General features: G+C 70.3%; 21 protein-coding genes and 1 pseudogene. 7 read left to right on the top strand and 15 right to left on the bottom strand.

The annotated features are described in order from the left end of the window. Positions 1 to 40 precede the first annotated feature (40 nt). Entirely contained in the window at positions 41 to 442 is a 402-nt protein-coding gene (locus tag ACIBVP_RS40875) for a hypothetical protein (protein ID WP_396111941.1), read from the top strand. On the opposite strand, the gene ACIBVP_RS40870 is transcribed toward ACIBVP_RS40875, so the two are convergent. Further along, positions 375 to 2,969, bottom strand: coding sequence for a cation-translocating P-type ATPase (locus tag ACIBVP_RS40870; RefSeq protein ID WP_396111940.1), 2,595 nt, complete (start codon positions 2,967 to 2,969; stop codon positions 375 to 377). The genes ACIBVP_RS40875 and ACIBVP_RS40870 overlap by 68 nt on opposite strands. A 47-nt stretch (positions 2,970 to 3,016) precedes the next feature. Further along, positions 3,017 to 3,913 (bottom strand): universal stress protein, encoded by an 897-nt coding sequence (locus ACIBVP_RS40865; RefSeq protein WP_396111939.1) that lies wholly within the window; start codon positions 3,911 to 3,913, stop codon positions 3,017 to 3,019. 221 nt (positions 3,914 to 4,134) lie between these two features. On the opposite strand from ACIBVP_RS40865, the gene ACIBVP_RS40860 reads away from it, so the two are divergent. From ACIBVP_RS40860 to cydB, 3 genes are all read left to right on the top strand, one after another. Further along, the gene (locus ACIBVP_RS40860) at positions 4,135 to 4,611 is read left to right on the top strand and encodes a CoA-binding protein (RefSeq protein WP_396111938.1); all 477 of its coding nucleotides are present in this window, start codon (positions 4,135 to 4,137) and stop codon (positions 4,609 to 4,611) included. Between the two features lie 132 nt (positions 4,612 to 4,743). Continuing rightward, on the top strand, positions 4,744 to 6,141 hold the full coding sequence (locus ACIBVP_RS40855; protein ID WP_396111937.1) for a cytochrome ubiquinol oxidase subunit I: 1,398 nt from the start codon (positions 4,744 to 4,746) through the stop codon (positions 6,139 to 6,141). A 13-nt stretch (positions 6,142 to 6,154) separates the two neighbouring features. Further along, positions 6,155 to 7,186, top strand: a complete 1,032-nt coding sequence (gene cydB, locus ACIBVP_RS40850) for a cytochrome d ubiquinol oxidase subunit II (RefSeq protein WP_396111936.1) — start codon at positions 6,155 to 6,157, stop codon at positions 7,184 to 7,186. 383 nt (positions 7,187 to 7,569) lie between these two features. On the opposite strand, the gene ACIBVP_RS40845 is transcribed toward cydB, so the two are convergent. After that, positions 7,570 to 8,475, bottom strand: a complete 906-nt coding sequence (locus ACIBVP_RS40845) for a universal stress protein (protein WP_396111935.1) — start codon at positions 8,473 to 8,475, stop codon at positions 7,570 to 7,572. A 2-nt stretch (positions 8,476 to 8,477) separates the two neighbouring features. Further along, the gene (locus ACIBVP_RS40840; RefSeq protein ID WP_396111934.1) at positions 8,478 to 9,416 is read right to left on the bottom strand and encodes an Acg family FMN-binding oxidoreductase; all 939 of its coding nucleotides are present in this window, start codon (positions 9,414 to 9,416) and stop codon (positions 8,478 to 8,480) included. A gap of 264 nt (positions 9,417 to 9,680) precedes the next feature. On the opposite strand from ACIBVP_RS40840, the gene ACIBVP_RS40835 reads away from it, so the two are divergent. Then, entirely contained in the window at positions 9,681 to 10,274 is a 594-nt protein-coding gene (locus ACIBVP_RS40835) for a hypothetical protein (protein WP_396111933.1), read from the top strand. A 137-nt stretch (positions 10,275 to 10,411) separates the two neighbouring features. Further along, on the top strand, positions 10,412 to 11,044 hold the full coding sequence (locus ACIBVP_RS40830) for a response regulator (protein ID WP_396112044.1): 633 nt from the start codon (positions 10,412 to 10,414) through the stop codon (positions 11,042 to 11,044). Positions 11,045 to 11,051: 7 nt separating this feature from the next. On the opposite strand, the gene ACIBVP_RS40825 is transcribed toward ACIBVP_RS40830, so the two are convergent. Genes ACIBVP_RS40825 through ACIBVP_RS40810 form a run of 4 tightly spaced genes read right to left on the bottom strand, consistent with a single transcriptional unit; the run spans position 11,052 to position 16,943 of the window. Further along, the gene (locus ACIBVP_RS40825; protein WP_396111932.1) at positions 11,052 to 12,788 is read right to left on the bottom strand and encodes a GAF domain-containing sensor histidine kinase; all 1,737 of its coding nucleotides are present in this window, start codon (positions 12,786 to 12,788) and stop codon (positions 11,052 to 11,054) included. Between the two features lie 50 nt (positions 12,789 to 12,838). Then, the gene (locus ACIBVP_RS40820) at positions 12,839 to 13,723 is read right to left on the bottom strand and encodes a universal stress protein (protein ID WP_396111931.1); all 885 of its coding nucleotides are present in this window, start codon (positions 13,721 to 13,723) and stop codon (positions 12,839 to 12,841) included. Next, positions 13,720 to 14,337, bottom strand: a complete 618-nt coding sequence (locus ACIBVP_RS40815) for an HPP family protein (RefSeq protein WP_396111930.1) — start codon at positions 14,335 to 14,337, stop codon at positions 13,720 to 13,722. Before ACIBVP_RS40815 ends, ACIBVP_RS40820 begins: the two co-directional genes overlap by 4 nt. 26 nt (positions 14,338 to 14,363) lie before the next feature. Further along, positions 14,364 to 16,943: a cation-translocating P-type ATPase gene (locus tag ACIBVP_RS40810; RefSeq protein ID WP_396111929.1), complete on the bottom strand. Its 2,580-nt coding sequence runs from the start codon at positions 16,941 to 16,943 to the stop codon at positions 14,364 to 14,366. Positions 16,944 to 17,082: 139 nt separating this feature from the next. Between ACIBVP_RS40810 and ACIBVP_RS40805 the strand changes: the two genes are divergently transcribed. Then, positions 17,083 to 17,559: a CoA-binding protein gene (locus ACIBVP_RS40805; RefSeq protein WP_396111928.1), complete on the top strand. Its 477-nt coding sequence runs from the start codon at positions 17,083 to 17,085 to the stop codon at positions 17,557 to 17,559. 313 nt (positions 17,560 to 17,872) lie between these two features. Here ACIBVP_RS40805 and ACIBVP_RS40800 read toward each other — a convergent pair whose 3' ends face one another. From ACIBVP_RS40800 to ACIBVP_RS40770, 7 genes and pseudogenes are all read right to left on the bottom strand, one after another. Further along, positions 17,873 to 18,763 (bottom strand): hypothetical protein, encoded by an 891-nt coding sequence (locus tag ACIBVP_RS40800; RefSeq protein WP_396111927.1) that lies wholly within the window; start codon positions 18,761 to 18,763, stop codon positions 17,873 to 17,875. Positions 18,764 to 19,413: 650 nt separating this feature from the next. Further along, the gene (locus ACIBVP_RS40795; RefSeq protein ID WP_396111926.1) at positions 19,414 to 20,373 is read right to left on the bottom strand and encodes a hypothetical protein; all 960 of its coding nucleotides are present in this window, start codon (positions 20,371 to 20,373) and stop codon (positions 19,414 to 19,416) included. Next, entirely contained in the window at positions 20,370 to 20,675 is a 306-nt protein-coding gene (locus ACIBVP_RS40790) for a hypothetical protein (protein ID WP_396111925.1), read from the bottom strand. Before ACIBVP_RS40790 ends, ACIBVP_RS40795 begins: the two co-directional genes overlap by 4 nt. A gap of 71 nt (positions 20,676 to 20,746) precedes the next feature. Then, positions 20,747 to 21,154, bottom strand: a complete 408-nt coding sequence (locus tag ACIBVP_RS40785; protein WP_396112048.1) for a hypothetical protein — start codon at positions 21,152 to 21,154, stop codon at positions 20,747 to 20,749. A 146-nt stretch (positions 21,155 to 21,300) separates the two neighbouring features. After that, positions 21,301 to 21,867 (bottom strand): annotated as a pseudogene (locus ACIBVP_RS40780) (DNA cytosine methyltransferase); the annotation flags it as partial. Next, complete coding sequence (locus tag ACIBVP_RS40775; RefSeq protein ID WP_396111924.1) at positions 21,864 to 23,087, bottom strand: TRM11 family SAM-dependent methyltransferase; 1,224 nt, start codon at positions 23,085 to 23,087, stop codon at positions 21,864 to 21,866. The gene ACIBVP_RS40775 and the pseudogene ACIBVP_RS40780, both read right to left, overlap by 4 nt. Continuing rightward, positions 23,084 to 23,962 carry a hypothetical protein gene (locus ACIBVP_RS40770; RefSeq protein ID WP_396111923.1) on the bottom strand — a complete coding sequence of 293 codons (879 nt, stop codon included), beginning with the start codon at positions 23,960 to 23,962 and terminating at the stop codon, positions 23,084 to 23,086. The genes ACIBVP_RS40775 and ACIBVP_RS40770 overlap by 4 nt, the downstream gene beginning before the upstream one ends. Between the last annotated feature and the right edge of the window lie 451 nt (positions 23,963 to 24,413).

Raw genomic sequence — 24,413 nt, 5'->3', positions numbered from 1 at the left:
TCCGGCCACGGGCCCTCGCACATCCTCAGTAGGACATGTCATGACCACGTCAAGAGAAACAAAGGTCCCGTGGCTCGCGCTGCTCGCGGGATTCGTCGCTGTCAACGCGTTGGCGGGCAGCGTGCTGATGGCGGTCGGCATCGTCGACCTCGGGAACACCGTCACCGCGCGCCTTCCCTTCGACAGCACGGCTTTCGCCGCGGTTGCCCTGGCCGTGGTGGTCGGCCTGCCGATGGCGGTCGTCACCGTCCTCGCCGCCACCGGCCACGCACGCACCGCCGAGGCCGCCATGATCGCCGGCGCACTGCTCGTCGGCTGGATCGGCGTCCAGCTCACGATGATCCGCACGTTCAGCTTGCTCCAACCCGTCATGCTCATCGCGGGAGCCGCGGTGTTCCTCGCCGGTGCGACCGCAAGGCCTTCTGGACCGCGTCCGCGATGAGCACCGCGGGCACGGCCAGCAACGCCATACCCCACCCCAGCGCGGTCGGCACGTGTCCGCCGAGCAGTTCGGGCAGCGGTGGCACGAGCAGGAACACCGCCAGCATGGCCAGTTCGAACCCGACCGCGTAGGTGAGCAGCCGGTTCCCGGTGACGCCGACCCGGCCGACCCACCGGGACTCGCTGCGGCACGCGTACGCGTTCGCGAGCTGTCCGAGGACCACCGCCGCGAACAACGCGCCGGACGCCGTCGCGAGCGCCGTCGGCGTGCTCCCCCACGTCCACCCGGACACGAGCAAGACGGTGAGGAACGCCAGCATCGACACCGCGGCCTCGGTGGGACCGAGCACCCCGAACGCGCGGCGCAGCAGGCGTCCGTCGATCAGCTTGCCCGTCTTGGCCGGGCCGTTCATCGTTCTCGGGTTCGCCGGTTCACCGCCGAGCGCGAGCGCGGGCAGCAGGTCCGTGCCGATGTCCAGTGCCAGCACCTGCAACACGCTCAGGCCGAGCGGGATGTTGCCGCCCGACAGTGCCCACACCGCGAACGGAGCCAGCTCGGCGACGTTGTCGGTCAGGTGGTAAGTGAGGAACCGCCGGATGTTCGCGAACGTCGCGCGGCCCTGCTCGACAGCGCTGACGATCGTGCCGAAGTGGTCGTCCAGCAGGACCAGATCCGCCGCCTCGCGTGCGACGTCGGTGCCGGAGGCGCCCATGGCCACACCGATGTCGGCCGCACGCAGGGCCGGGCCGTCGTTGACACCGTCGCCGGTCATCGCCACCACGTGCCCGCGGGCCTGCAACGCGCGTGCGATGCGCAGCTTGTCCTCCGGTGCGACGCGCGCGACGACAACGCCGTCGCGGTCCAGCAGTGCGCCCAGCTCGTCCTCGCCCGCCGGGAGGTCCTTGCCCTCGACGACGATGCCATCCGGATCGCACAGCCCCACCGCCACCGCGATCGCCCTGGCGGTCCCGGGGTGGTCGCCGGTCACCATCGCGAGCCTGATGCCCGCGGTGCGGCAGGCGTCGATCGCCTCGGCCACGTCCGACCGCGGCGGGTCCTGCAACCCCACCAGGCCGAGGAACTCCATCCGCTCCTCCACCGCGTCCGCACCGTCCACAGCGACCGCACCGCGCCGTCGCGCGACGGCGACGACGCGTAGACCCTGCCCGCTCATCTCGGTCAGCACGCGTTCGGCGCCTGCCGGCACCTCGGTGCACAGCCCGAGCACGACGTCCGGCGCGCCGGTGAGGTGCAGGCCGTCACCGTCCACGACCGAGGACCGCCTGCGGCGCGGGTCGAACGGGTAACGAGCCACCGCGCCCGGTGCCGCGGGAACACCCGCACGGGTCGCGAAGACGTGCAGCGCCACCTCCATCGGGTCGCCCACCGGCCGCCACCGGCCGTGCTCGGACACCGCGTGGGCGTCCGGGGAACACCGGGCGGCGGTGTCCGCCACGAGGGCGGCGGCCCGTACCGCGTCCGGTGTCCCGCACAGCGTGCCGTCCGGTCCGTAGCCTTCGCCGGTGACCTCGACCGCGCCGTGCGCGGTCCACACGGCCACCACCGACATCTCGTTCCTGGTCAGCGTGCCGGTCTTGTCGGTGCAGATGAACGTGGTCGCCCCCAGCGTCTCCACCGACTCGAGCCGCCGCACCAGCGCGTTGCGTGCCGCCATCCGCTGCCCCGCACGCGCGAGGGAGAGCGTCACGGTCGGCAGGAGCCCTTCGGGAACGAGCGCGACGGTGACGCCGATCGCGAACAGGAACCCTTCGCTGAGCTCGAGTCCCAGCAACAGCGAGACGCCGAAGAACAGCACCCCGACACCCACCGCGATGCCGGCGATGGTCTTCACGACCCGGTTGAGCTGGTTGGCGAGCGGACTGTGCGGCCGTGCCGCGTGCTCGGTGGCCGCGGCGATCTCGGCGAGCCGCGTGCGGCTGCCGGTCGCGGTCGCCACGACCGCACCGTGCCCCTCGACGACGTAGGTGCCCGCGTGCACGTCCCCGCCAGCCGCCGGCCGCACCGGTTTGCTCTCACCGGTGAGCATGCTCTCGTCAACGGAGAGCCGCCCGCCGGGCAGGACGGTCGCGTCCACACAGATCCGGTCCCCTGCCTCAAGGAGGACGACGTCCCCGACCACGAGCTCGGCAGCGTCGACGACCACGGCACGTCCGTCCCGCCGCACCGTCGCCCGCACCGGCAGCAGCTCCCGGAGCCGCTCCGCGGCCCGGTCGGCCCGGTACTCCTGCACGAACGAGAACACACCGTTGAGCACCACGACGACCACGATCGCGACAGCCAGCGCCGGCATGCCCGCGATCACCGCGAGCACCGCCGCGACCCACAGCATCAACGCGAAGAAGTGCACGAGCTGAGCGGCGAGCACGAGCAACGGGTGCTTGCGTTTCGGCCCCGCCAGCCGGTTGGGGCCATCGACCCGGAGCCGGGCAGCCGCCTCCTCGGTGGTGAGCCCGGCACCAGCGCGTGTGGCGTCCACAGTGGTCATCACGTCCCCCTCCATCGCCATCTCACAACCTCACTCGCACGTGGCCCTGCCGACTGACCGCCGTCGGGTCATTCCTTCTCGTGCCTGGCCACCACGACGGGGCACGTGGCGTGGTGCAACAGGGTCTGGCTCACCGAGCCCAGTCCCAGACCGATCACGGCACCACGACCACGCGAGCCGACGACGATGAGCGACGCCTCCGCGCCGTGTCGCAACAGGGCACGCGCCAGCCGTTCACGCTCGACCACTTCGCGCACCTCGACGTCCGGGAACGTCGCGCGCCACGGCCGCATCGCATCGGTGAGCGCCTGCTCCGCCTGCTTCCGCAGGTACTCCCAGTCGATCGTGTCCGGGACGGCGGCCCAGGCACCGGACACGTCCACGTCCCACCAGGTGTGCAAGGCGACCACCGGCACGCCACGGGCGACGGCGGTCTCGAACGCGAACGCCACCGCCGCATCGCTGCGCTCGGACCCGTCCACGCCGACGAGCACCGGCCCGGTCTCGGGCTGGTCGTCGGCCATGCGCACTACGGCGACGGGGCAGTGACCGTGCGCGGCGACGGCGACCGAGACGGACCCGAGCAGCATGGCGCCGAATCCACCGAGGCCACGGGAACCGAGGACGACCAGCCGAGCGGTTTGGGATTCGCGGATGAGCAGGTCCGCGGCGTTGCCGTCACGCATGTCAGTGGTCACGGTCAGTCCGGGCTCGGCCTGACGAGCGACGTCCACGGCCTCGATGAGCCAGTGCCGACCCTGGTCGAGCACCGCGTTCCGGTACTCGGGTGGCGGCGGGACGTGCTTGGGATGGCGGACCGGTGCCAGGTGGCAGACGTGCACCAGACGCAGCGGAACACCACGGCGAGCCGCCTCGTGTGCCGCCCAACGCACGGCGCGTCCTGCGGACTCTGAGCCGTCCACACCGGCCACGACCGCGTGCTCGCTCGTGTCGGAGTTCGTCATGGCCGTCGCTCCTCGCGGTGCTGACATCGGCCCCGACCACTGGGAAGGCCGGGGGAATCCGTATCGAGGATCGCGATACGACGCGGAGGGCGGACAGCGACGAGGTTCCTTGACCAGCCAGGCCTTTCGTCCCTTCAGCCAGTGCCGACAGACCGCTGTGCCACCGCTGGGCCACGCACACAGTGGGACTCGGCAGACACGCACGGACAAAGGAGCATCCGATGCAGAAGATCGCGGACGCGGCGGCCGACTTCCTCGCGTGCAAACGCATCGCCGTCACCGGAGTGTCGAGGAACCCCGCCGGGCACGGCGCCAACGTCGTCCACCAGAGGCTCAAGGAGCGCGGCTACGAGGTCTTCGCGGTCAACCCCAACGCTACCGAGATCGCCGGAGAGCGCTGCTACCCGAGCATCGCCGCGATCCCCGACGGGGTGGACGCGGTCGTCGTCGCCACCAGGGCAGAACTGGCCGAGGCCGCCGTCAAGGAGTGCGTCGCGCTCGGCGTCCGGCAGGTGTGGCTGCACCGTTCCTTCGGCCCCGGCAGTGTCTCCGCGGCCGCCACACAGTACGGCCGCGCCCACGGCATCACCGTCATCGACGGCGGCTGCCCGCTGATGTATCCGCCTGCCTCGGATCCAGGACACCGCGTCATGCGCTGGGTGTGCGGACTGTCGGGAGCCCGCCCGAAGCGGGTCTGAAGCACACCCTTGGACCTGTCGGCCACAGGTCCTAGGTCCCTGCTGAACAAGCCGGTTCGGCTCTGACCTCGCAAGATCGCACGCGCCACCCTGGGATCCGACATCGATCACACCTGTGTTGGGAGAGCCCGGATGGACGCGTTGGATCTCGCACGGTGGCAGTTCGGCATCACGACCGTCTACCACTTCATCTTCGTGCCACTGACCATCGGACTGTCGTTCCTGGTCGCCGGCATGCAGACCGCGTGGGTGCGGACCCGTGACGAGCGGTACCTGCGCATGACGAAGTTCTGGGGCAAGCTGTTCCTGATCAACTTCGCCATGGGCGTGGTCACCGGGATTGTGCAGGAGTTCCAGTTCGGGATGAACTGGAGCGACTACAGCGCCTTCGTCGGGGACATCTTCGGCGCACCGCTCGCCATCGAGGGGTTGCTGGCGTTCTTCCTCGAGTCCACGTTCCTCGGGCTGTGGATCTTCGGGTGGGACCGGCTGCCGAAGAAGCTGCACCTGGCCACGATCTGGCTCGCCGCCGTCGGCACCATGTTGTCCGCGTACTTCATCCTCGCGGCGAACTCGTGGATGCAGCACCCCGTCGGCTACACGATCAACGAGACCACCGGCCGCGCGGAGCTGAACGACTTCGGTGCGGTGCTCACCAACTCCACCGCGATCGGCGCGTTCGCGCACACCATCACCGCGTGCTTCGTCACCGCGGGCATCTTCGTGGTCGCGATCAGCGCATGGCAGCTGAAACGCGGGAAAGCCGGTGACGTGTTCCGGCCCTCGATGCGGATGGCACTCGTCACCGTGCTCGTCGCGAGCGTTGGTGTGATCGCCTCCGGCGACCTGCAGGCCCGGCTCATGACCGAGCAGCAGCCGATGAAGATGGCCGCCGCCGAAGCGCTGTGGGAGACCTCGGGGCCAGCCTCGTTCTCGTTGTTCACCATCGGCACGCTCGACGGGTCCGAGGAGGTGTGGAGTCTGCGGGTGCCGAACGTGCTGTCGCTCATGGCGACCGGGGACTGGAACGGTGTGGTCGAGGGCATCAACGACATCCAGGCACAGCAGGAACGACTGCACGGCCCCGCCGACTACCGGCCCAACATCCCGGTCACCTACTGGACGTTCCGTCTCATGATCGGGTTCGGCGCGCTGATGGCGCTGCTGTCGGTGATCGGGCTGTGGGCGTTCCGTGGCGCCAGGACACCGCGCTCGCGCTGGTTCTACCGGGCCGCCATCGCGGCGATCGCGTTGCCGACGCTCGCCAACAGCGCGGGCTGGATCTTCACCGAGATGGGCCGCCAGCCATGGGCGGTGTTCGGGATCATGACGACCCAGGAGGGTGTCTCCCCCACCGTCTCCTCGGGCACGGTGCTGACCTCGCTGATCGTGTTCACGGTCCTCTACGGCGTGCTCGCGGCCGTCGACGGCCTGCTGATGTACCGCTACGCCAAGGCGGGACCGCCCGATCCCCAACCCCACGTATCCAAGGCGGACACCGAGGACCAGAGCCTCGTGTTCGCGTACTGAGCAGGAGAACTCCATGGCTCTCACCGACATCTGGTTCCTGCTCATCGCCGTGCTGTGGACCGGCTACTTCGTGCTGGAAGGATTTGACTTCGGCGTCGGCATGCTGCTGCGCGTGCTGTCTCGCGACAACACCGACCGGCGCGTGCTGATCAACACGATCGGCCCGGTCTGGGACGGCAACGAAGTGTGGCTGCTCGTCGCGGGCGGCGCCACGTTCGCCGCGTTCCCCCTCTGGTACGCGAACCTCTTCTCCGGGTTCTACCTGGCGCTGCTCGTGATCCTGGTGGCGCTGATCGTCCGCGGTGTCGCGTTCGAATTCCGTGGGAAGTTCGACAGCGACCGGTGGCGCCGGGGCTGGGACGTCGCGATCATCGTGGGTTCCGCGGTGCCCGCCCTGCTGTGGGGCGTGGCGTTCGGCAACATCGTCCGCGGTGTGCCCCTGGACGCCGACCACCACTTCACCGGCGACTTCTTCACCCTCCTCAACCCGTACGCCCTGCTCGGCGGCCTGACCACGCTGACGGTGTTCGCCTTCCACGGCGCGGTGTTCGTCGCGCTGAAGACCGAGGGCGAGGTGCGTGCCCGCGCCAAGGCGCTCACCGTCCCGCTCGGTGGTGCCGCGGTCGTCGTCGGCGCCGCCTTCCTGCTGCGCACGCAGGTCGCCTACGGCGCCGACTGGACCTGGGTGTCCGTCGTGGTGGCGGCGGGTGCGCTGGTCACCGCGGTGCTCATGGCGCGGGTGCGCCGGGAGGGCTGGGCGTTCGCGGGCACCGCGCTCACGATCGTCGCGACCACGGTGACGTTGTTCGGCTCGCTCTACCCGGACGTGCTGCCCGCGAGCAACGACGCGGCCAACAGCCTGACGACCACGAACGCGTCGTCCACGCCATACACGCTGGAGATCATGACCTGGGTGGCGGTGTTCTTCACCCCGGTCGTGCTGGCGTACCAGGCATGGACGTACTGGGTGTTCCGCAAGCGAGTCAGCCGAGCACACATCCCGGCCTCACAGGGCCTCATGGCCGAGCAACGACAGGTGTCGTGATCTACTCACCGCGGCCCTGCGAAGTGCAGACCGGTGGCCACCAGACCGATCACGAGCGCCACGAGAACGGCGATCACACCGAACCCAGCCGTCAGGACCGTGATCACGACGGCGACGGCCATCGGCACTCCCCACGCGCCCAACACCCAGCTGTGGTCCACGCGCGGATGGGCTGAATCTCTGTGCGGGCTGTTCGTCATGACGTCCTCCCGAAACCGGAGCGCTTGGTCGGTATTGAGGATGGATTCACAACGGAGATCATCGACACCACCCAACGTCCTCGCCGGTGCGCCGATGGTCCCATCCACCTCGCCTTCCTTCTGTCTCGGCGAACCGACCCACGACCCCGGCCCATGTGAGCCGGGGTCGTGGGTTGGTTGATGTCATCCCTTCTCGGTCCTGGCCACCACGACGGGGCATCCGGCGTGGTGCAGCACGGCCTGGCTCACCGAACCCAGCCCCAGGCCGGTGAACGCGCCACGGCCGCGTGAGCCGACGACGATCAGCGACGCCCCGGCACCGTGCCGCAGCAGTGCGCGTTCGGGCCGTTCGCGTTCGACGACCTCGCGGACCTCGACGTCTGGGAACTTGGCCCGCCACGGCGCCATCGACTCGGTGAGCGCCTGTTCGGCCTGCTTCTGCAGGTAGTCCCAGTCGATCGTGGCCGGAAACACCGCCCACGCGCCGGACACGTCCACGTCGAACCAGGTGTGCAACGCGACCAGCGGCACTCCGCGAGCGGCCGCGGCCTCGAACGCGAACGCGACGGCGGCCTGGCTCAGCTCGGACCCGTCCACACCGACAAGCACCGGGCCGGTCTCGGGTGCGGTCCCGCCGTCGGGAACGGAACGCACCACCACGACCGGGCAGTGGCCGTGCGCGGTGAGCGCGACGGACACGGAGCCGAGCAGCATGGCGGCGAACCCGCCGAGGCCTCGGGAACCCAGCACCACGAGCCGCGCGGTGCGGGACTCGCGGACGAGCACCTCGGAGGTGACGCCCTCACGCAGGTCGGTGCTGACGACCAGACCGGGCTCCGCGTGCCGTGCCGCCTCCTCGGCCTCGATCAGCCAGTGCCGCCCCTGGCCGAGAAGCGCGTCCCGGTACTCCGGCGGCGGCGCGACCTGCCTGGGATGACGGACCGGCACCAGATAACACACGTGCACGAGCCGCAGCGGAGCACCGCGCCGAACCGCCTCGTGGGCTGCCCAGCGCACGGCACGCAGTGCGGACTCCGATCCGTCCACGCCAGCCACCACCGCGGCCTCGCCCGTGTCGGTGTTCGTCATGGTCATCTCTCCTCGTGGTGGGGTTGGGGGAAGCCCAGCCGAAGCAAGATCTGGGGGAATCCGTTGAGGTGCAACGCCTCGATCAGTCCCGCGCGGGACTCACGGACCTGGAACGGCTGGGTGAGCACGGCCCCGGCCAGGCCCTCGGCGACGGCAGCGAGCCACGCCGATTCGACGGCCATCCCGGTACGCACGTGGTCGACGGGGCCGTCGTCGGGTGTCTCGACGAGCACCAGACGTTCGGCACGCAGCCGCTCGGCAAGGGTCGGCAGGTCCGGGACGGCGGTGGTCGCACGGACCAGCCCGGCCCACGGCAGAGTCGCCGTCCTGCGGGTCGCGGCCGAAACCCCGTCGCCGGGCAACGGGTCACGCACCGACGACGTCCAGGCGTTCAGCTCGCGCTGGTAGGCACGGTCGTGCCGCAGCACCTGAGCGCTGTGCCCAAGCACGTTCGCAAGGGCTTCGGCATCCACATCGGACACGATGCGCAGCTCGACACCGTCGGTCTGGTTCGCGGCGAGAATCCGCGCTGTGAGGTCCCTGCTCGGCCGGGTGTGCCAAAACGGACCGCGGTGGCTGCGCCTGCGCGCCATCGCATCGTGCGTGGCAAGGTCGATGTCGGACGGTTCTGCTCTTCCGGTCGCGGTGAGCCGGCCGACGAGACCGGGCTGGGTCGCGTCCGGGAACAGATCCGTCGTCGTCGTGTAGCCGAGCACGCGGGCGGCCACGCGCACGTGTTCGAGCGCGGCACCGCAGGAGATCAACCGATCCCGCCCGAGCGGGTCGTGCCGTGGCAACGCACGGTCGAGCAGCTCGTAGATCTCGGCGACCCGCCGTTCACCGCCGAGTTCGAGCGTCCACGGCCGGGTGTTGTGCACCGACGGCGCGGTGGCCGCGGCAACGGCAAGCATGTTCTTCTCGCCTGTGGTCCACCCGGTCACGCCCGAACCTCCTCAATAGCTGGCTCTGTCCGCGGCATGGCTGCCGGTGACATGTCGAGGATCGCGACGCAACCGGGGCCGCGGCCAGCGGCGAGTTTCCTTCACAGGCAGGGACTTTCGTCCCGTTCGGCCTGTCGTGGTGCCGGTTCGCGGTGCGCCGGATGGATCAGGGACCAACGTTTCGCCATCCGGGACCTTCGACTCCGGATGAACGCCTGCCACCGCTCGACACTCAGGTCGGAACCGCCGGTGGAGGAGGCAACGATGACCATCAAGAACCGTCCGCACGAGAGGGTCGCGGCGCGGCGCGCCGGTGCAGTGGCGGCCGAGACGGTCGAAGCACGTGCGGCGGGCCGGTTCGCCGCCGTGGTGCGGATCGTCACCGGGCTGGTGTTTGCGTGGGCGTTCCTGGACAAGACGTTCGGTTGGGGCTACGCCACCGCGGGTGACAATGCCTGGATCAACGGTGGCTCACCCACGCAGGGTTTCCTCGGCCACATCGATCACGGCCCGTTCGCGGCCATGTTCCGCGGCTGGGCGGGCGCCGCCTGGGTGGACTGGTTGTTCATGCTCGGCCTGGCCGGCATCGCCGTCGCGCTGCTGCTGGGCATCGGGCTGCGTGTCGCCGCCGCAGCCGGCACGCTCATGATGTTGCTGATGTGGGCGGCGGAGTGGCCGCTCGACCGGTTCACCGACGCCGGTGCGCCGACCATGTCGACGAATCCGATCGTCGACTACCACGTCGTCTACGCGCTCGTGATGATCTTGTTGGCGATCACCGCCGCCGGAGCGACGTGGGGCCTTGGCAGGGCCTGGGCGAAGCTCGACGTCGTGGCGAGAAACCCCTGGCTGCGTTGACGATCACATCGGGGTGCCGACCACCACGGACGGTGGCCGGCACCCGCGCGCACGGCTGGACGAACACCACGCGGCCAGTGGCCACTACGGTGGACATGGTCGGAACGAGGAGCGAGGAGGCAGCGGTGGTCAGGGTCATGCTGGTCGACGACCACGAGATCGTGCGGCGGGGTATCGCGGACCTCATCGGCACCACCGACGACCTGGAGGTGGTCGGTGAGGCGTCCGGAGTCGCCGAAGCGCTGGCCCGCGTCCCGCAGGTCAGGCCGGACGTCGCGGTCCTGGACGTGCGGATGCCCGACGGCAACGGCATCGAGTTGTGCCGTGACCTCAAGTCCCAGCTGCCGGAGCTGAACTGCCTGATGCTCACGTCCTACGCCGACGACGACGCCCTGTTCGACGCGATCATGGCCGGCGCGTCGGGCTTCGTGCTCAAGCAGGTCCTTGGCCTCGACCTGCTGGACGCCATCCGCACGGTCGGCGCGGGCGGGTCACTGCTCGACCCCAGGACCACTGCCGCGCTGATGAACCGCATCCGCCGCGAACGTGAGGAACAGGACCCGCTCAACGCGCTCACCGAACAGGAACGGGCGGTGTTCGACCTCATCGGTGAGGGGCTGACCAACCGGCAGATCGGTGAGAAGCTGTTCCTCGCGGAGAAGACGATCAAGAACTACGTCTCGCACGTGCTCAACAAGCTCGGCATGCAGCGACGTACCCAGGCCGCGGTGCTCGCGACGGAACTCCGCAAGAAGAAACGCTCCGAGTAGTCGCAGGTCAGGAGCGCGGTAACGGCACCCGCCACACCAACCGCGTACCACCACCGGGGTTGCCGGCCACCGTGATACCTCCACCACACTCCCTGGCCCGCCGCTCCAGGTTGAGCAGTCCGCTGCGGGCGACGTCCGGCGGCATGCCCACCCCGTTGTCGTCGACGGCGACGACCAGGTCCTCCCCCGCCTCCACGGTCACGACGATGTCGGACGCGTGCGCGTGGCGAACCGCGTTGCTGACCCCCTCGTGCAGCACGGCGAGCGCGTGCTCGGCCACCGGCGGTGGGACGAGTGTGTCGACGGCCCCGGAGATCCGCACCGCAGGTGACATGTCGGTGTTCGCGCTCGCCTCGGCGACCAGGTCCAGCATCGTGCGGCGGAGACTGGTCGGGCTCTGCTCTCCCGCCGTGTGCAGGTCGAAGATCGAGGTCCGGATCTCGCGCATCGTCTCGTCGAGTTCGCCCACCACGCGGGTGACCCGGCTACGGGCCTCGGTGTCGCTGATGCGGCCGACGATGGCCTGCAAGGTCATGCCCGCCGCGAAGAGCCGCTGGATGACGTGGTCGTGCAGGTCGCCTGCGATCCGGTCACGGTCGGCGAGCAAGTCCAGCATCCGCTGCTGACGCTGCTTGTCGGCCAGTTCGAGCGCGAGCGCGGCCTGCGCCGCGAACGAGGCGAGCATCGGCAGCTGCTCACCACTGAACTGCCGCCCGCCCTTGTTGCGCAGCGCGAGCAGGAGGCCGGTGACCCCGCCCGGAGACACGAACGGCACCGCGTCGGCGGGGCCGAACTCGCCGAACATGTCGGTGTCGGCGCCGACAACCTCCGCGAAGTCCGCGTAGACCGTGGGCACCCGGTCGTCGATGACCGTGGCGATCGCCGGGTTCGTGGCCGGTATGCGCCTGGCGACGATCTCCTCGCCCCGAGCACCGGCACCCGCGGCGACGGTGAGGTGGTCGCCGGTTTCGTCGGCGAGCAGGATCAGCGCGCTGTCCGACCCGGACAGCTCCCGGGTGCGTCCGGTGATCAGGCGCAGCGCCTCCTCGGCCGTGCCGCCGCCCAGCAACAGGCCGTTCACCTCGCCGGAAGCCTGCTGCCACCGCTCGCGGAGCCGTGCCTGCTCGAACAAGCGTGCGTTCTCCACGGCGACACCGGCAGCGGCGGCGAGCGCCTCGAGCACCACGACGTCGTCGTCGTTGAACTCGGCCTCGCCCTTCTTCTCGGTCAGGTACAGGTTGCCGAACACCTCGTCCCGCACCCGGACCGGGGTGCCGAGGAAGCTGCGCATCGGCGGGTGGTTCGGCGGGAAACCGACCGACGAGGGGTGCTCAGCGAGATCGGGGAGCCGGATGGCGACCGGGTGCTCGATCAGGTGCCCGAGCAGGCCCTTGCCCTCCGGCAGGTGACCCATCTCCGCCCGGGTCTCCGGGTCGATGCCGACGTAGACGAACTCCGAGAGGCCCTCGTCACCGAGCACGCCCAGCGCGCCGTATCGGGCGTCCACGAGCTCGACCGCGGTCTCGATGATCCGCTGCAGCGTGCCCGCCAGCTCGAGACCTGCGCCGACGGCGACGACGGCGTCCAGGAGCCCCTGGAGGCGGTCACGGGTCTTGCCGATCTCGGTCAGCCGGTCCTGCAGTTCGCTCAGCAGCTCGTCGAGCCGCAACCCGGCGAGCGTCACACCGACCGATGAGCGCCGCCTGTCGTCCGCCATCTCGGCCCCGTTCTCACGCCGCTTCATCCACGGACTGGACCTCAACGCACTCAGCGTAGCCATCCTGGCAACCGGGCTCAGCGCTGGTCGGTGTGGTGTGTGACCCCTACGACCGCCACCGGGCACGGTGCGTGGTGCAGCAGTGCTTGACTGGTTGACCCGAGCAGGAGCCCGCGGAATCCGCCGCGGCCGCGGGTTCCGACGACGACCAGGGCGGCCTCGTCTGCGTGGCGCAGGAGTGCACGGCTCGCCCGCTCCCGGCTGACGTACCTGGTGACCTGCACGTCCGGGTACTTCTCCCGCCATCCGGCGAGCCGTTCGCCGAGCACCTCCTCCGCCTGCTGTGCGAGCGGGCTGAAGTCCAGTGCGGCCGCTCCGCCCGCGAACGCGGTCTCCACCAGCAGGTCGGTCCAGGTGTGCACGGCGACCAGGTCCGTGTCGCGCGCGGCCGCCTCGGCGAACGCGAACTCGATGGCCGCCTCGCTCGCGGGTGTGCCGTCGACCCCGACCACCACCGGTCCTGGCCGCTCGGCGCCGCGGACGACCGCCACCGGGCACTCCGCCCGCGCGGACACCTCGACGGCCGTGGAACCGACCAGCAGGCCGGTGAAACCGCCCAGGCCTCGGGTGCCGAGCACCACCAGTGCGGCAGCGGAGGACTCCCGCACCAGGGTCGGCACGACACCCGCCGTGACCTCGACGGTCTCCACCTCCAGACCCGGCGCGGCCGCCTCCGCCGTAGCCCGCGCCTGCGCGAGCCACCCGCTGCCCTGCTCTGCCAGTGCCTCGCGCAGCACCCGCGAGTCGACGAACCCCGGCGGATAGCCGACAGGGATCGCACAGACGTGCACGAGGCGCAGCGACGTACCACGCCGCAACGCAGCGGTGGCCGCCCAGCGGGTCGCCTGCAGGGCGGACTCGGAGCCGTCGATCCCGGCGACGACCGGCGCTGGCGCGCTCATCGCTCGTCCTCGTCCCGCGCGGCGAAGGCGGTCGCCCGGACCACGCCGGGGACCGACTCAGCGAGCACCGTCGCGACGTGCCGGTCGGTCGAGTCGTCGAACTCGTCGCCGATGTCGACCATGCCGTCGTGCACCTCGACGCGCCAGCGCCGGTCACCGCCGTAGATCTCCAGCCGGTGCCTGACGTCGTCGGCGATGGTGCGGTCGTCGCGGGCGATGACCCGGACGATGTCGCGGCGGGTGACGATGCCGACGAGCCGCGACCCGTCGACGATCGGCATGCTGCGCTGGTGGGCATCGAGGAGCGCCTTGGTGAGGACCGCGACGTCGGTCCCGGGGCTCATCGCGGTGACCGCCGTCGTCATCACCTCGCCGACGGTGGTCGTCGTGGTGGTGGGGAGCTGTTCGAGCGGGTGGCAGTACGCCCTGGGGTCGCGGGGGACCCGGTCCCGCATCAGGTCGGCCTCGGTGACGATGCCGACGAGCCGGTCGTCATCGGACACCACGGGCAGTGCGGTGAAGCCGTTGGTCGCGAGGAGCGCCGCGGCCTCCTTGACCGGCGTTCCCGGCCGCACCGAGACCACCGGTGCCGTCATGATGTCACGCGCGCGCATGACTGTTCCTCTCCTTCGTCGAGTACTTAGTGGACGGTGGGACGCCGTCGCCACAGCAGCTTGTCCGCTTCGACGACGACGAACGCGACGGCAGCCGCGGCCAGCGCCCACAACCAGGCGAGCGGGCCGGTCGGCGCGGTGCCGAACAGGGTGTTCATGACCGGCACGTACGTGATGGCCAGCTGGAGCACGACGGTGATGCCGATCCCGAGCCACAGCACCCGGTTGCGGCCGGGACGGGCGCCGAACAGCGTCCGGTCGAGCGCACGGCAGCTGAACAGGTAGGCGATCTCCACGCAGACGAACACGTTCACGGCCGTGGTCCTGGCCTGTTCGACCGTCCCGCCTGCGGCGATCTCCCAGTGGAACGCGAGGAACGCGGCGACCACGAGGACCACGCTCACGAGCATGATCTGCCGCACGAGCGTGCGGGTGAGCAGCGGCCGGTCCGGTGGTCGCGGTGGCCGCGACATGATGCCGGCCGCCTTGGGTTCGAACGCCATGGTCAGGCCGAGGAAGACCGCGGTGGTCATGTTGATCCACAGGATCTGGACGGGCACGATCGGCAGCGTCGCGCCGAGCAGCACCGCGGCGAGGATCACCATGCCCTCGCCGACGTTCGTCGGCAGGGTCCACGCGATGAACCGGCGCAGGTTGTCGAAGACACCGCGCCCCTCCTCCACCGCGGCCTCGATCGTGGCGAAGTCGTCGTCCAGCAGCACCATGTCGGCCGCGCCTCGTGCCGCGTCCGTGCCGCCGGCGCCCATCGCGATCCCGATGTCGGCGCGGCGCAGCGCTGGGGCGTCGTTCACGCCGTCACCGGTCATCGCCACCACGTGCCCGTGTGCCTGCAGCACCCGCACCAGGTCGAGCTTCTGTTCCGGCGACACCCTGGCGAACACGTCGGCGTCGGCGATCTCGTCGAGCCGGTCAAGACCCGCGAGGTCCGCACCGGTCACCACGGTCGCGTCCGCGGTGGAGTCGACCAGGCCGGTCGCCTCGGCGATCGCCCGCGCGGTGTCCGCGTGGTCACCGGTGATCATCTTGACCGTGATTCCCGCGGCGCGGCACGCGGCGACCGCGCGCACCGCCTGCTCGCGGGGCGGGTCGTGCATCGCCTGCAGACCCAGGAAGGTCGCACGTGGACTGTCCACCTGTGACACGACGGCACCGGCCGGGCCGAACCTGGCGAACGCCAGCACGCGCAGCCCGCGCGCGGCCAGCTCGGCCTGCCGGGCGAGAACGGCCTCGGCGTCGACGTCCACGCAGCGCGCGAGGATCTCCTCGACCGCGCCCTTCAGGTAGCCGACGTGGCCGCCGTCCGGTGTCCGGTGCGTGGTGGCCATGAGCCGCCGGATCGGGTCGAACGGCAGCACGTCGGTCCTCGGGAACCGCTCGTGCAGGTCGCCGGGGTCGATCCCGGTCGCTACGGCCGCGGTGACGAGCGCGGTCTCGGTCGGGTCGCCGTCCGCCGTCCAGCCGTCGTCGCCGCGCCGGAGCGTGGCGTCGTTGCACAACACCCCGGCGACCAGGCATTCCTCGCGGCTCGCCGAGGGCAACACCGTCGTGACGGTCATCCGGTTCTGCGTGAGCGTGCCGGTCTTGTCGGTGCAGATCACCGTGGTCCCGCCGAGGGTCTCCACGGCGGGCAGGTGCCGCACCACGGCCTTGCGCCGAGCCATCCGCACCACACCGATCGCCAGCACGATCGACACCGCGGCGGGCAGTCCCTCCGGTATCGCGCCGACAGCCAGGGCCACCACCGCGGTGAAAGCGTCGGCCACCGGCGTGCCACGCAGGAGCGCGACCACGAACGTCACCACGGCCACCCCGACGATCACGACGCTCAACCGGCGTGCGAACACCGCGAGCTTGCGGGTCAACGGCGTCGCGACGGGCGCGGTCCCCGCGACCAGGCGCTGGATCGCACCCAGCTCGGTGCCGGTACCCGTCGCGACCACCACCGCCCGCGCGGACCCCCGGCTCACCACCGTCCCCGCGTGTGCCATGTTCACCCGATCAGCGACCCCGGTCCCCGCGGGCATGACGTCGACCGCCTTGACGACCGGCACCGACTCCCCGGTCAGCACGGACTCGTCCACCTCGAAGGTCCGCACCTCGATCAACCGCAGATCCGCGGGCACCCGGCCCCCCGCGGTGAGCACCACGACGTCGCCGGGCACCAACGCACTGGCAGGTACCCGACTCGTCACGCCATCGCGCACGACGACCGTCTCGGCGGGCACCATCCGTGCCAGGGCCTCGAGCGCCTGCCGCGCCCGGGACTCCTGCACGAACCCGATGACCGCGTTGAGCACCACGACACCCGCGATCACCCCGGCCTCGACGAGATCACCGAACGCCAGCGTGATGACCCCGGCCGCGAGCAGCACGTAGATCAAAGGGTTGTGGAACTGGGCGGCCAGCATGCGCAGCACACCCGCGCCACGCTGGACGGGCACGACGTTCGGCCCGTAACGACGGACCCGCCGCTCGACCTCCTGCGCGGTCAGACCGGTGTCCGAGGCCACGTCGAGCCGAGCCAGGACATCAGCGGCGGGCAGGCAGTACGGGGTCGTCAGCGCCTGGGTGTCGGTACCGAGCATGCCTCCAGCCTCCCGGCGCACACAGTCACCCGACAGGGACGGAAGTCCCCCCAACCAGGGCCCACCGGCCACTGTGCCGTCGCCCGACCACGCGCACAGTGACCTCGACAACACACGCACGGAAACCGGAGGAGCAACCATGCGCAAGATCGCGGACGCGGCGGCGGAGTTCCTCGCCTGCAAACGTATCGCCGTCACCGGCGTGTCGAGAAACCCGTCCGGGCACGGCGCCAACGTCGTCCACAAGAGACTGAAGGACCGCGGCTACGACGTGTTCGCGGTCAACCCCAACGCCACCGAGATCGACGGCGACCCGTGCTATCCCGACATCAGCTCCATCCCCGACGGCGTGGACGCGGTCGTCGTCGCCACCCGAGCCGAACTGGCCGAGCACGCCGTCAAGGAATGTGCCGCCCTCGGCATCCAGCACGTGTGGCTGCACCGGTCCTTCGGCCCTGGCAGCGTGTCGACGGCCGCCACCGAATACGGCCGCGCACACGACATCACCGTCATCGACGGCGGTTGCCCGCTGATGTACCCACCCGCCTCCGACCCGGCGCACCGCGTCATGCGCTGGGTGGGCGGCGTCTCGGGTGCACGACCGAAGCGGGTATAGGCGTCACCGCGTCATGGTTCACGGGACACGTCGCGTCGCCCTGCGATGACCCGTTGAGAGTTGGCGGCGCGGCCCGCCTTGGTGATGGCGCGGCAGTCGTTGTCATGTGGCACGCACCGGACGCGGCGATCACGATCGGCGCGGTCAGCTTGGCGCCGTCCTCGATCGGACGTTGAACGGCCCATCACGACGGCGGGCCCGACGCGTCGCAGTGTCCGGCGCGGATGTCGACGTCCCGCCGGTCAGCCGACGGCGGCCGAGGCCGTACCTCATGCACCGAAGGCCACGGGGCATGAGGTGACGGTCCTCGCCGTTAGAAGCCGGGCGCGGCGGCGAACAGTACCCCGGGCACCGTCTCCACGCGGAGAAGGTTCTGGAGCGGAGGCAGAGAAACCGATCCGTACGCGCCGTCCATGAAGTTCAGCACAGGTCCGGGTACCCATCTAACAGGCCAGCGATCCAGCTCGCGAAGACTCGTCAGGTCGAGGTTAGTCTCGGATGGCGGCCAGATGCGGACGGCGGCGCCGGAGGAAGCCTCGGGTGGGTATTCGATCGGCCAACCGGGGTGATAGACCAGGGTCGCCGCGCAGAACTTCAAGCCAGCCTGTCTGGCCATGAACGTGGCTCGTCGCCCGTCGGCGATGACCGTCGGCAGGCATATCTCAACTGGTTTGCTCTCCTCCCGACAACCGGCCGTCGACTGGCGGGAGAACCAGACCGAGAGGCCACTTGGAGGGGGCTCACCGGTCACCATCCACGAGTACAGATCGTCCGGCACTTCCGCGAGGTCCCACCGGTTGGGGTTGACGCCGACGGCGGTCTCCTTCGTGTCGGGGTGACTGAGTAGCAACATCGTCTTGAGCCACCACAGACCGAACAGTTCGGCTTCCTCTGAGCCGAGTACAACCCCGCCGTCTGCGTCAAGCATCTTCTGGATGACGAGCCGTGGGTGCTGTTCGAAGCGCCGGTTTAGTTCGCGATTGCACTCTTCGCAGCACGGCATCCGGACCTTGGTGATCGAGGTGTACTGGCGCACCCTCCCATCCCGTTTGAGGACGGGTTGGCCGTTGATCTCGACGCGGCACGGGCCATCACTGTCAGTGAACATCTCCAGCACCCAGTAGGGCCAGACGTGCTCGCCTTTCGGCGAGGAGGGTCGCTGGCAGCCGAAGACACAGATGGTGTTCGCAAACATCTTGGGCACGGCTGCCAAGTCTGCCGGACCGTGGCTCTAACGCCGAACTAGTTACGGCTAGAGCCACCAAAGAGGTGGCGATGGATAACAGCAGCACTGCGGGTGCTGCAAGGTGACCGGAAGAGCCGGATCAACGACCAGGAGCTGCGGTCCCGCCCGGTGGCGAGATCCTCCCGCTGGAGGAGATCTCGCCGATGCCCGCCAGGTGTGGGAGCGGCTCGCGCCGAGCCTGCAGACACGAGTCCGCCCGCGCTGGATACCGCGACAGCTCCCAGCGGAGACCAGTGGCGCAACCTCGAGTAGTCAGCGCGTCGACCACCTTCGAGGCGGTGAACGCCATGACACTGGCCGCCGCGATCTGTGGTGAGGCAAACACGGCTGACAGTCCTGCCCCGGCCGCGCGCTCCGCGGGCGCCGAGCGTGTCGTGGACGAGGTCGCGCGCGGTCAGGGTCGTCCCGCGAATACCGTGCCGGCCGGGACAACCAATCCAGCGATAACGATCGGCGGCCAGTGCACCGAGGCGATGTTGGGGGCGACGACGAAAGCAGGTACCGATCATCGCCGCCGCGGCACACACCGCGTACCCCGGGCGCACCGTCCAGCCCTCGCCGACGCGGCTGTGCCGACGTGAGCTGCGGCGTTGATGTGTTGATGGTGATCATGCCGCACGCTCACGGTGTCCGTGTTCCGTGACGGTGACCGGCTCGCCTGAACGGCACGACCATGGCGAGCAACCATCAGGGTCACCGTCTTCCTCAACGCCGGTTGCCGAGTCGGTGGTGATCAACCGTAGGTGTTTCTTGGTACTCGGCTTCGCGGGCGTGTCGAGGTCGACCTGGTCCAGCGGTTGGCAGGAGCGGTGCAGGAAGTATTGCCCGCGCAACTGCTGTCCCTGCGTGGTGGCGTGTGGGTAGCCGTGGCGGATGGCGCGGTCGAACTCGACCGCCTCTGCCCACCCCTGGGGGTCGTTGTCGCGCACCCAACGCCATCCGGCGTTGCCGTGGAACGGGCAACCGACACAGGCGGATTTCACGGTCTCCCCGAAGCCGCGTTCCTCGAGGTACTCGAGGCAGCGGGCGCGGTCGAAGCCGAGGTCGAGCAGTGGGAAGACGTTGCGCAGGAACCGCACGCCGGAGTCGCGGGCTCGGCCGATCTCGTCGGTGCTGATGCCGATGGCTTGCTCGGCGTAGACCCCGCGGGGCACCCGGCGCGGATGCGGGTAGCCCAGCAGCTCGCGCGCTGCTTTCTTGAGCGGAATGATCTTGTACTCGCCTGTGCACTGACGCCGAGCCAACCCTCGCGTCCCGTCCGGGTTGAGGGTGTGCAGGGGCATGGAGACGAAGCGGTGTTTCGGGTCGAGCGCGTCGGCGCGGATGTTCCCGGCCGACACGGTACGCACCGGGATCCCGGCCTTCTCGGCGTGCACGCGTAGCCGTTCGAGGTTGGCGTAGACGGCTCGTGGTTCCCAGCCGGTGTCGGCGAACAGGGCCGCGTCGAAGCGAGGGATGGTGCCTTCGCAGGCCAGGAGCAGCACCGTGGTGCTTTGCACTCCGGCGCCCAGGGACAGCAGCCGCAACGCGGGCCCCAGGTTGGGCACCGCCGCGTGTCGTGTGGTCATGCCGCCTTCACCTCCCGTCCCGGCTGGTGGGGGTGGAGAAGCGCGGCGAGGTCGTCCAGCAGCAGCGACACCGCGTGGGCGGCTTGCTGGGGAACCACCCCGTTGCCCAGCGCCCGCAGCTGGGCGGTGCGGGGCAGCGGGAGCTCGGTGACCCACCCGTGCGGGAGGCCCATGAGGTGCTCGACGAACGCGGGCGCGAGTACCGGGCGGCCGTGGTTACCGGGCTGGGTCGGGTGCGGCGTCGGGCGGCCGAGCACGGCCTCCCAGCGGCGGATCGCCGCCTCGTAGACACCCCAGTTCACCGACCCCGGCTGCGACGGCGGGGGCCGGTCGTCCGACGCGACAACCGTCTCGTGGCCGGGGTCGGGAACTGCTACGAGGTGCCGTCGACCCTGGTGTGCTCGGTGTGGATGTTCGTCGGCATGGTGAGCAGGCTGATGACCGCCGAGGGCAGCATCAGGTCGCCCTTGGAGCCGCGTTGCGCCGGGCAGCCCTTTGTCCCGTCCGTGGCGCGCGGTGTCGGGAGCAGGGGTGGTGGCAGGGTCTGCGGGTCCACCAGTGGGAGCACTTGTTGTGACAGCGGCGGCCGGAACCCCGGCCCGGCCTTGCGGCCCGCTGTGCCGGTGTCCGAGGCCTTCGGAGTTGGCAGCAGTCGCGCGGTGTCGGGCAGTGACGGCCCGCCGAGGTGGGTTCGGTGAGTGCTGTTGTTCGCATCCGACGCCGTGGGGGTCGGCAGCAACGCCGGAGGCGTGGCGACAAGGGCATGCACGGCGTCGTGCAAGCTGACCTGGTGTCCTTGCGCCCGGCGCCGTTGCGGGTCGGCTGGACCGCGGTGGTCGCCGTGCCTGCGGTGTCGGCAGCATCCGCCCCGGTGGTGCGGTGCCAGGCGAGCAGGAACACGCGTTCGCGCCGGTGGGCCGCGCCGATGTCCGCGGCGCGGACGCTACGCCAGAGCGCGTCATACCCTGCTTCGGCCAGGTCGCCGAGTACACGGTGGAGCCCTCCGCCTTTCCACCGAAGCGCGGCGACGTTCTCCACGACGACGAGCGCGGGTCGTAGTACGCGAACGCCAGCCACGATGTCGGTCCACAAGCCACTGCGGATGCCTTTCTCGATACCCGCACGCCGCCCGGCGGCGGAGATGTCCTGACAAGGGAAACCGGCGACGACAACATCGACCGGCGCGACCGCGGTCCAGTCGATGGCGCGCAGGTCGCCGAGGTTGGGAACGCCGGGCATCCGCGCAGCGAGAATCTGTTTGATGTGCGGGTCGGGGTCGGCGACCCACGCGATCCGGCCGCCGCCGAACGCGGCCAGCACCCCGAGATCGAGACCGCCGTAGCCCGTGCACAACGAGCCCACGACAGGACCCGGCTCGGGAACCGATCGGGCCGGTCGTCCCGGCAGGGGTGCCGGTCGTGGTGCCGGATCAGGGATGACCACGCGCGATCGCGCCGCCCGCGCGCGCCGTGAGCGATTGGCAGGGCGAGTCATGCCGCCCGCCTCCCCGCCCTCACACCACCATGCGGATGCACCGGTGGCTGCGCGCCAGCGTCGGCCGGACCACGCAGTCGTGGACGGCTGGTCGCGCTCGCTGCTGCCGCGGTGGCGGTCTTGCGCAGGGCGGTGCGGAAGACGAGCACGTCTTCGTGGGCGATCAGGTGCAGCGGCAGCCCGGCCTCACGTTGTTTGCGGATGAAGTCGCGCTGGAAGAACGACCCTCGAGCGACGAGATCGGTCTCGGCGGCGCGGGCGAGCAGCGCGACGTTGCGCTCCACCGGGATCAGTCCCGCGGTGCGACCGCAGGCCAGGATCTGGGAGGGCAGGTCGATCAGCTCGGCGTGCTCGCGCCACGGGCGGATCGTGATGGCGATGTGCCCACCCGGTCGCAGGAAGGTGCGCAGCGCGGCGAGGATCCGGGTGAACCCGGCCAGCAGGCGGTGGTGACCGATGTTGGCGAGGTTGCCTCGGTCGAGGGTGTTGCCGTAGAGGTGGTGGTACTTCTGCACCCCCGCGCCAGGTGCCACCGCCACCTGCCCGTGCGTGGACGGGCCGTAGGGCGGGGAGGTCACCACCAGCGCCGCCTGCCCGACGTACTCACTCGGCAGCAGCGTGACCAGCTGTCGGGCGTCGCCGTGGAACACCCGCGCCTCGTGGTCGAAACCCTGCTCCCGCGCAAGCTTCAGATTTGCTTTCGCAACCCCAACCCAGTGGGGTTCGTACTCCACCCCGACAGCACGGCGACCGAGCCGGACGGCCTCGACGAGGGTGGTGCCGATGCCGCACATCGGGTCGAGCACCAGCTCGCCCGGCCTCGTGTAGTGGGCGACGGCGTGCCGGACGACCTCGGGCAGCATCTTGGCCGGATGCGCTGTCGACTCCGGAACGTAGGTGTTCTTGCGCTGGGCGGCCGGTGACGCCTGCGCGGTGGTCCACACCGACACCGCGGCCGAGCCGGACCGGCCGTCGCGCGGGTCGCCGCCCGGCGAGTTGTCCACAGGAGTGGGCGGGGTGTCCAGTGCGGACATGAGCGCGCGGGGAATGCGCTGGGTCGGTTCGTCCCCGGCGGCGCTGGCCGTGTCGGTCGAGGCGTGCGCATCGGGGTCGATCGAGGGATGGCGGACGGGCTGGGTGGTGCGGTCGTGCGTCACGGGCACGCCGTCCTGGGGGTGCGATCCGTGGTGGGCAGAGTCAGCTGAGCGCGGGCCATTCATCGGATGTCTCCCTCCGGCCAGGGCACGTCCGACGGCGATTGGTGGCCGTGCGGCTGAACGAAGACGAGAACGTCGGAGTGGATGCGCCGATGGGGCTCGGGCAGCCCGCGCACCAGTGCGCGGTGCCGGGCGCGAGCGTGCGGATCACCGGGGTCGGCACCGTCCAGGCCGTCGTCCGCGTTGTGGTTGGAGTGCGCGTCGGCGAGGTGAAACCGGCCGTCGCGGACGGGTGCGTGGACGGCGACGATGTGCTGGAGGTAGAGCAGGTCGGCGTTCTGCCCGGCGGCCACCATGGGCCCTGTCGGGTCGGTCAGCTCACCCGTGGTCCAGTCACAGTGCGTGAGCACGACGAGGATGCCGCCGACCCGCAGCAGGCGGGCCGCGAACAAGGCCACCAGGTCCGCGCCGCGGTCGCCGCAGTACCCCGGGTGCAGCGTGGTGACGACGAGGTCCGCGCCCCCGACGGGTGCGGTTGTGCGATGTGGCGTATCGGCCTCGACGGCGGCAGCCGGCGTGATCGGGACCGTCGCGGGAGTCCGACTCGTGCCGTCGACGAGGTCGCTCCAGAAGGGGCGCGAGGCCGGGCCGGTCGTGGCCGACTCATTCGGCGCGCGCTCCACCCGAACGCCGCGGCCGAGGCGTTCGACCGTGCCCACGGCGTCCGCCAACTCGAGGTCCGGCCCGGCGTCGGGCGGGTGATCGATGACACCGCCGGGACCCACCGGAGCCATCCTCGGCTGGACCTTGTCCCCGATCGGCCAGGGCAGCAACACGACCTGCGCGCCGGGCTGGCTGAACGACGAGACGACCTTCTCCACGAGCGTCGCCGGCCATGCGGCGTCGGGGTCGATCGGGTGTGCTCCAGCGGTCCACACGGAGGCCGGAGTAGGCGCCGAGCCGGACCCGCGCGAGCGCGAACTGCTGGTTCCGGAAGCGGGCTTGCCGGGGCTGACACGAGTGGTGGTCGGGGCGGTCGGCCAGGGTCGGCGCTCTACCTGCCGCCGCCCGCCAGGGCGGGGCAAGGTGGGGCGGGTGGTGTCGTCTTGCCGTCGGCGCGAGCGACGGCCGGGGTCGTCGGGTCGGGTCACGGGTGTCCCCTTCGCAGAGGCTGATGCGCTTGTCGATGCGAAGCGCTGATGACACCCCTGAACTCCGAAATACAGGCCCGCTGGGGACACGAGGTCAGCAACATTTTTGGACGAGTTTGAGCCGTCGAAACGCACCAAGGGTTGCGCGCGAGTTTCGTGCCCGACAGGCGAACCCTGGTCGCCGGGGGGACGACGGCCGCAGTTTTTAACGCGAGCCCGCCGCGGTTACCGCCAGCAC

The organism is Actinophytocola sp. NPDC049390, assembly GCF_044466355.1.
Lineage (GTDB): Bacteria > Actinomycetota > Actinomycetes > Mycobacteriales > Pseudonocardiaceae > Actinophytocola.
Note: the sequence above shows the minus strand (reverse complement) of the source record. Positions and strands in the feature narration are given on the sequence as shown.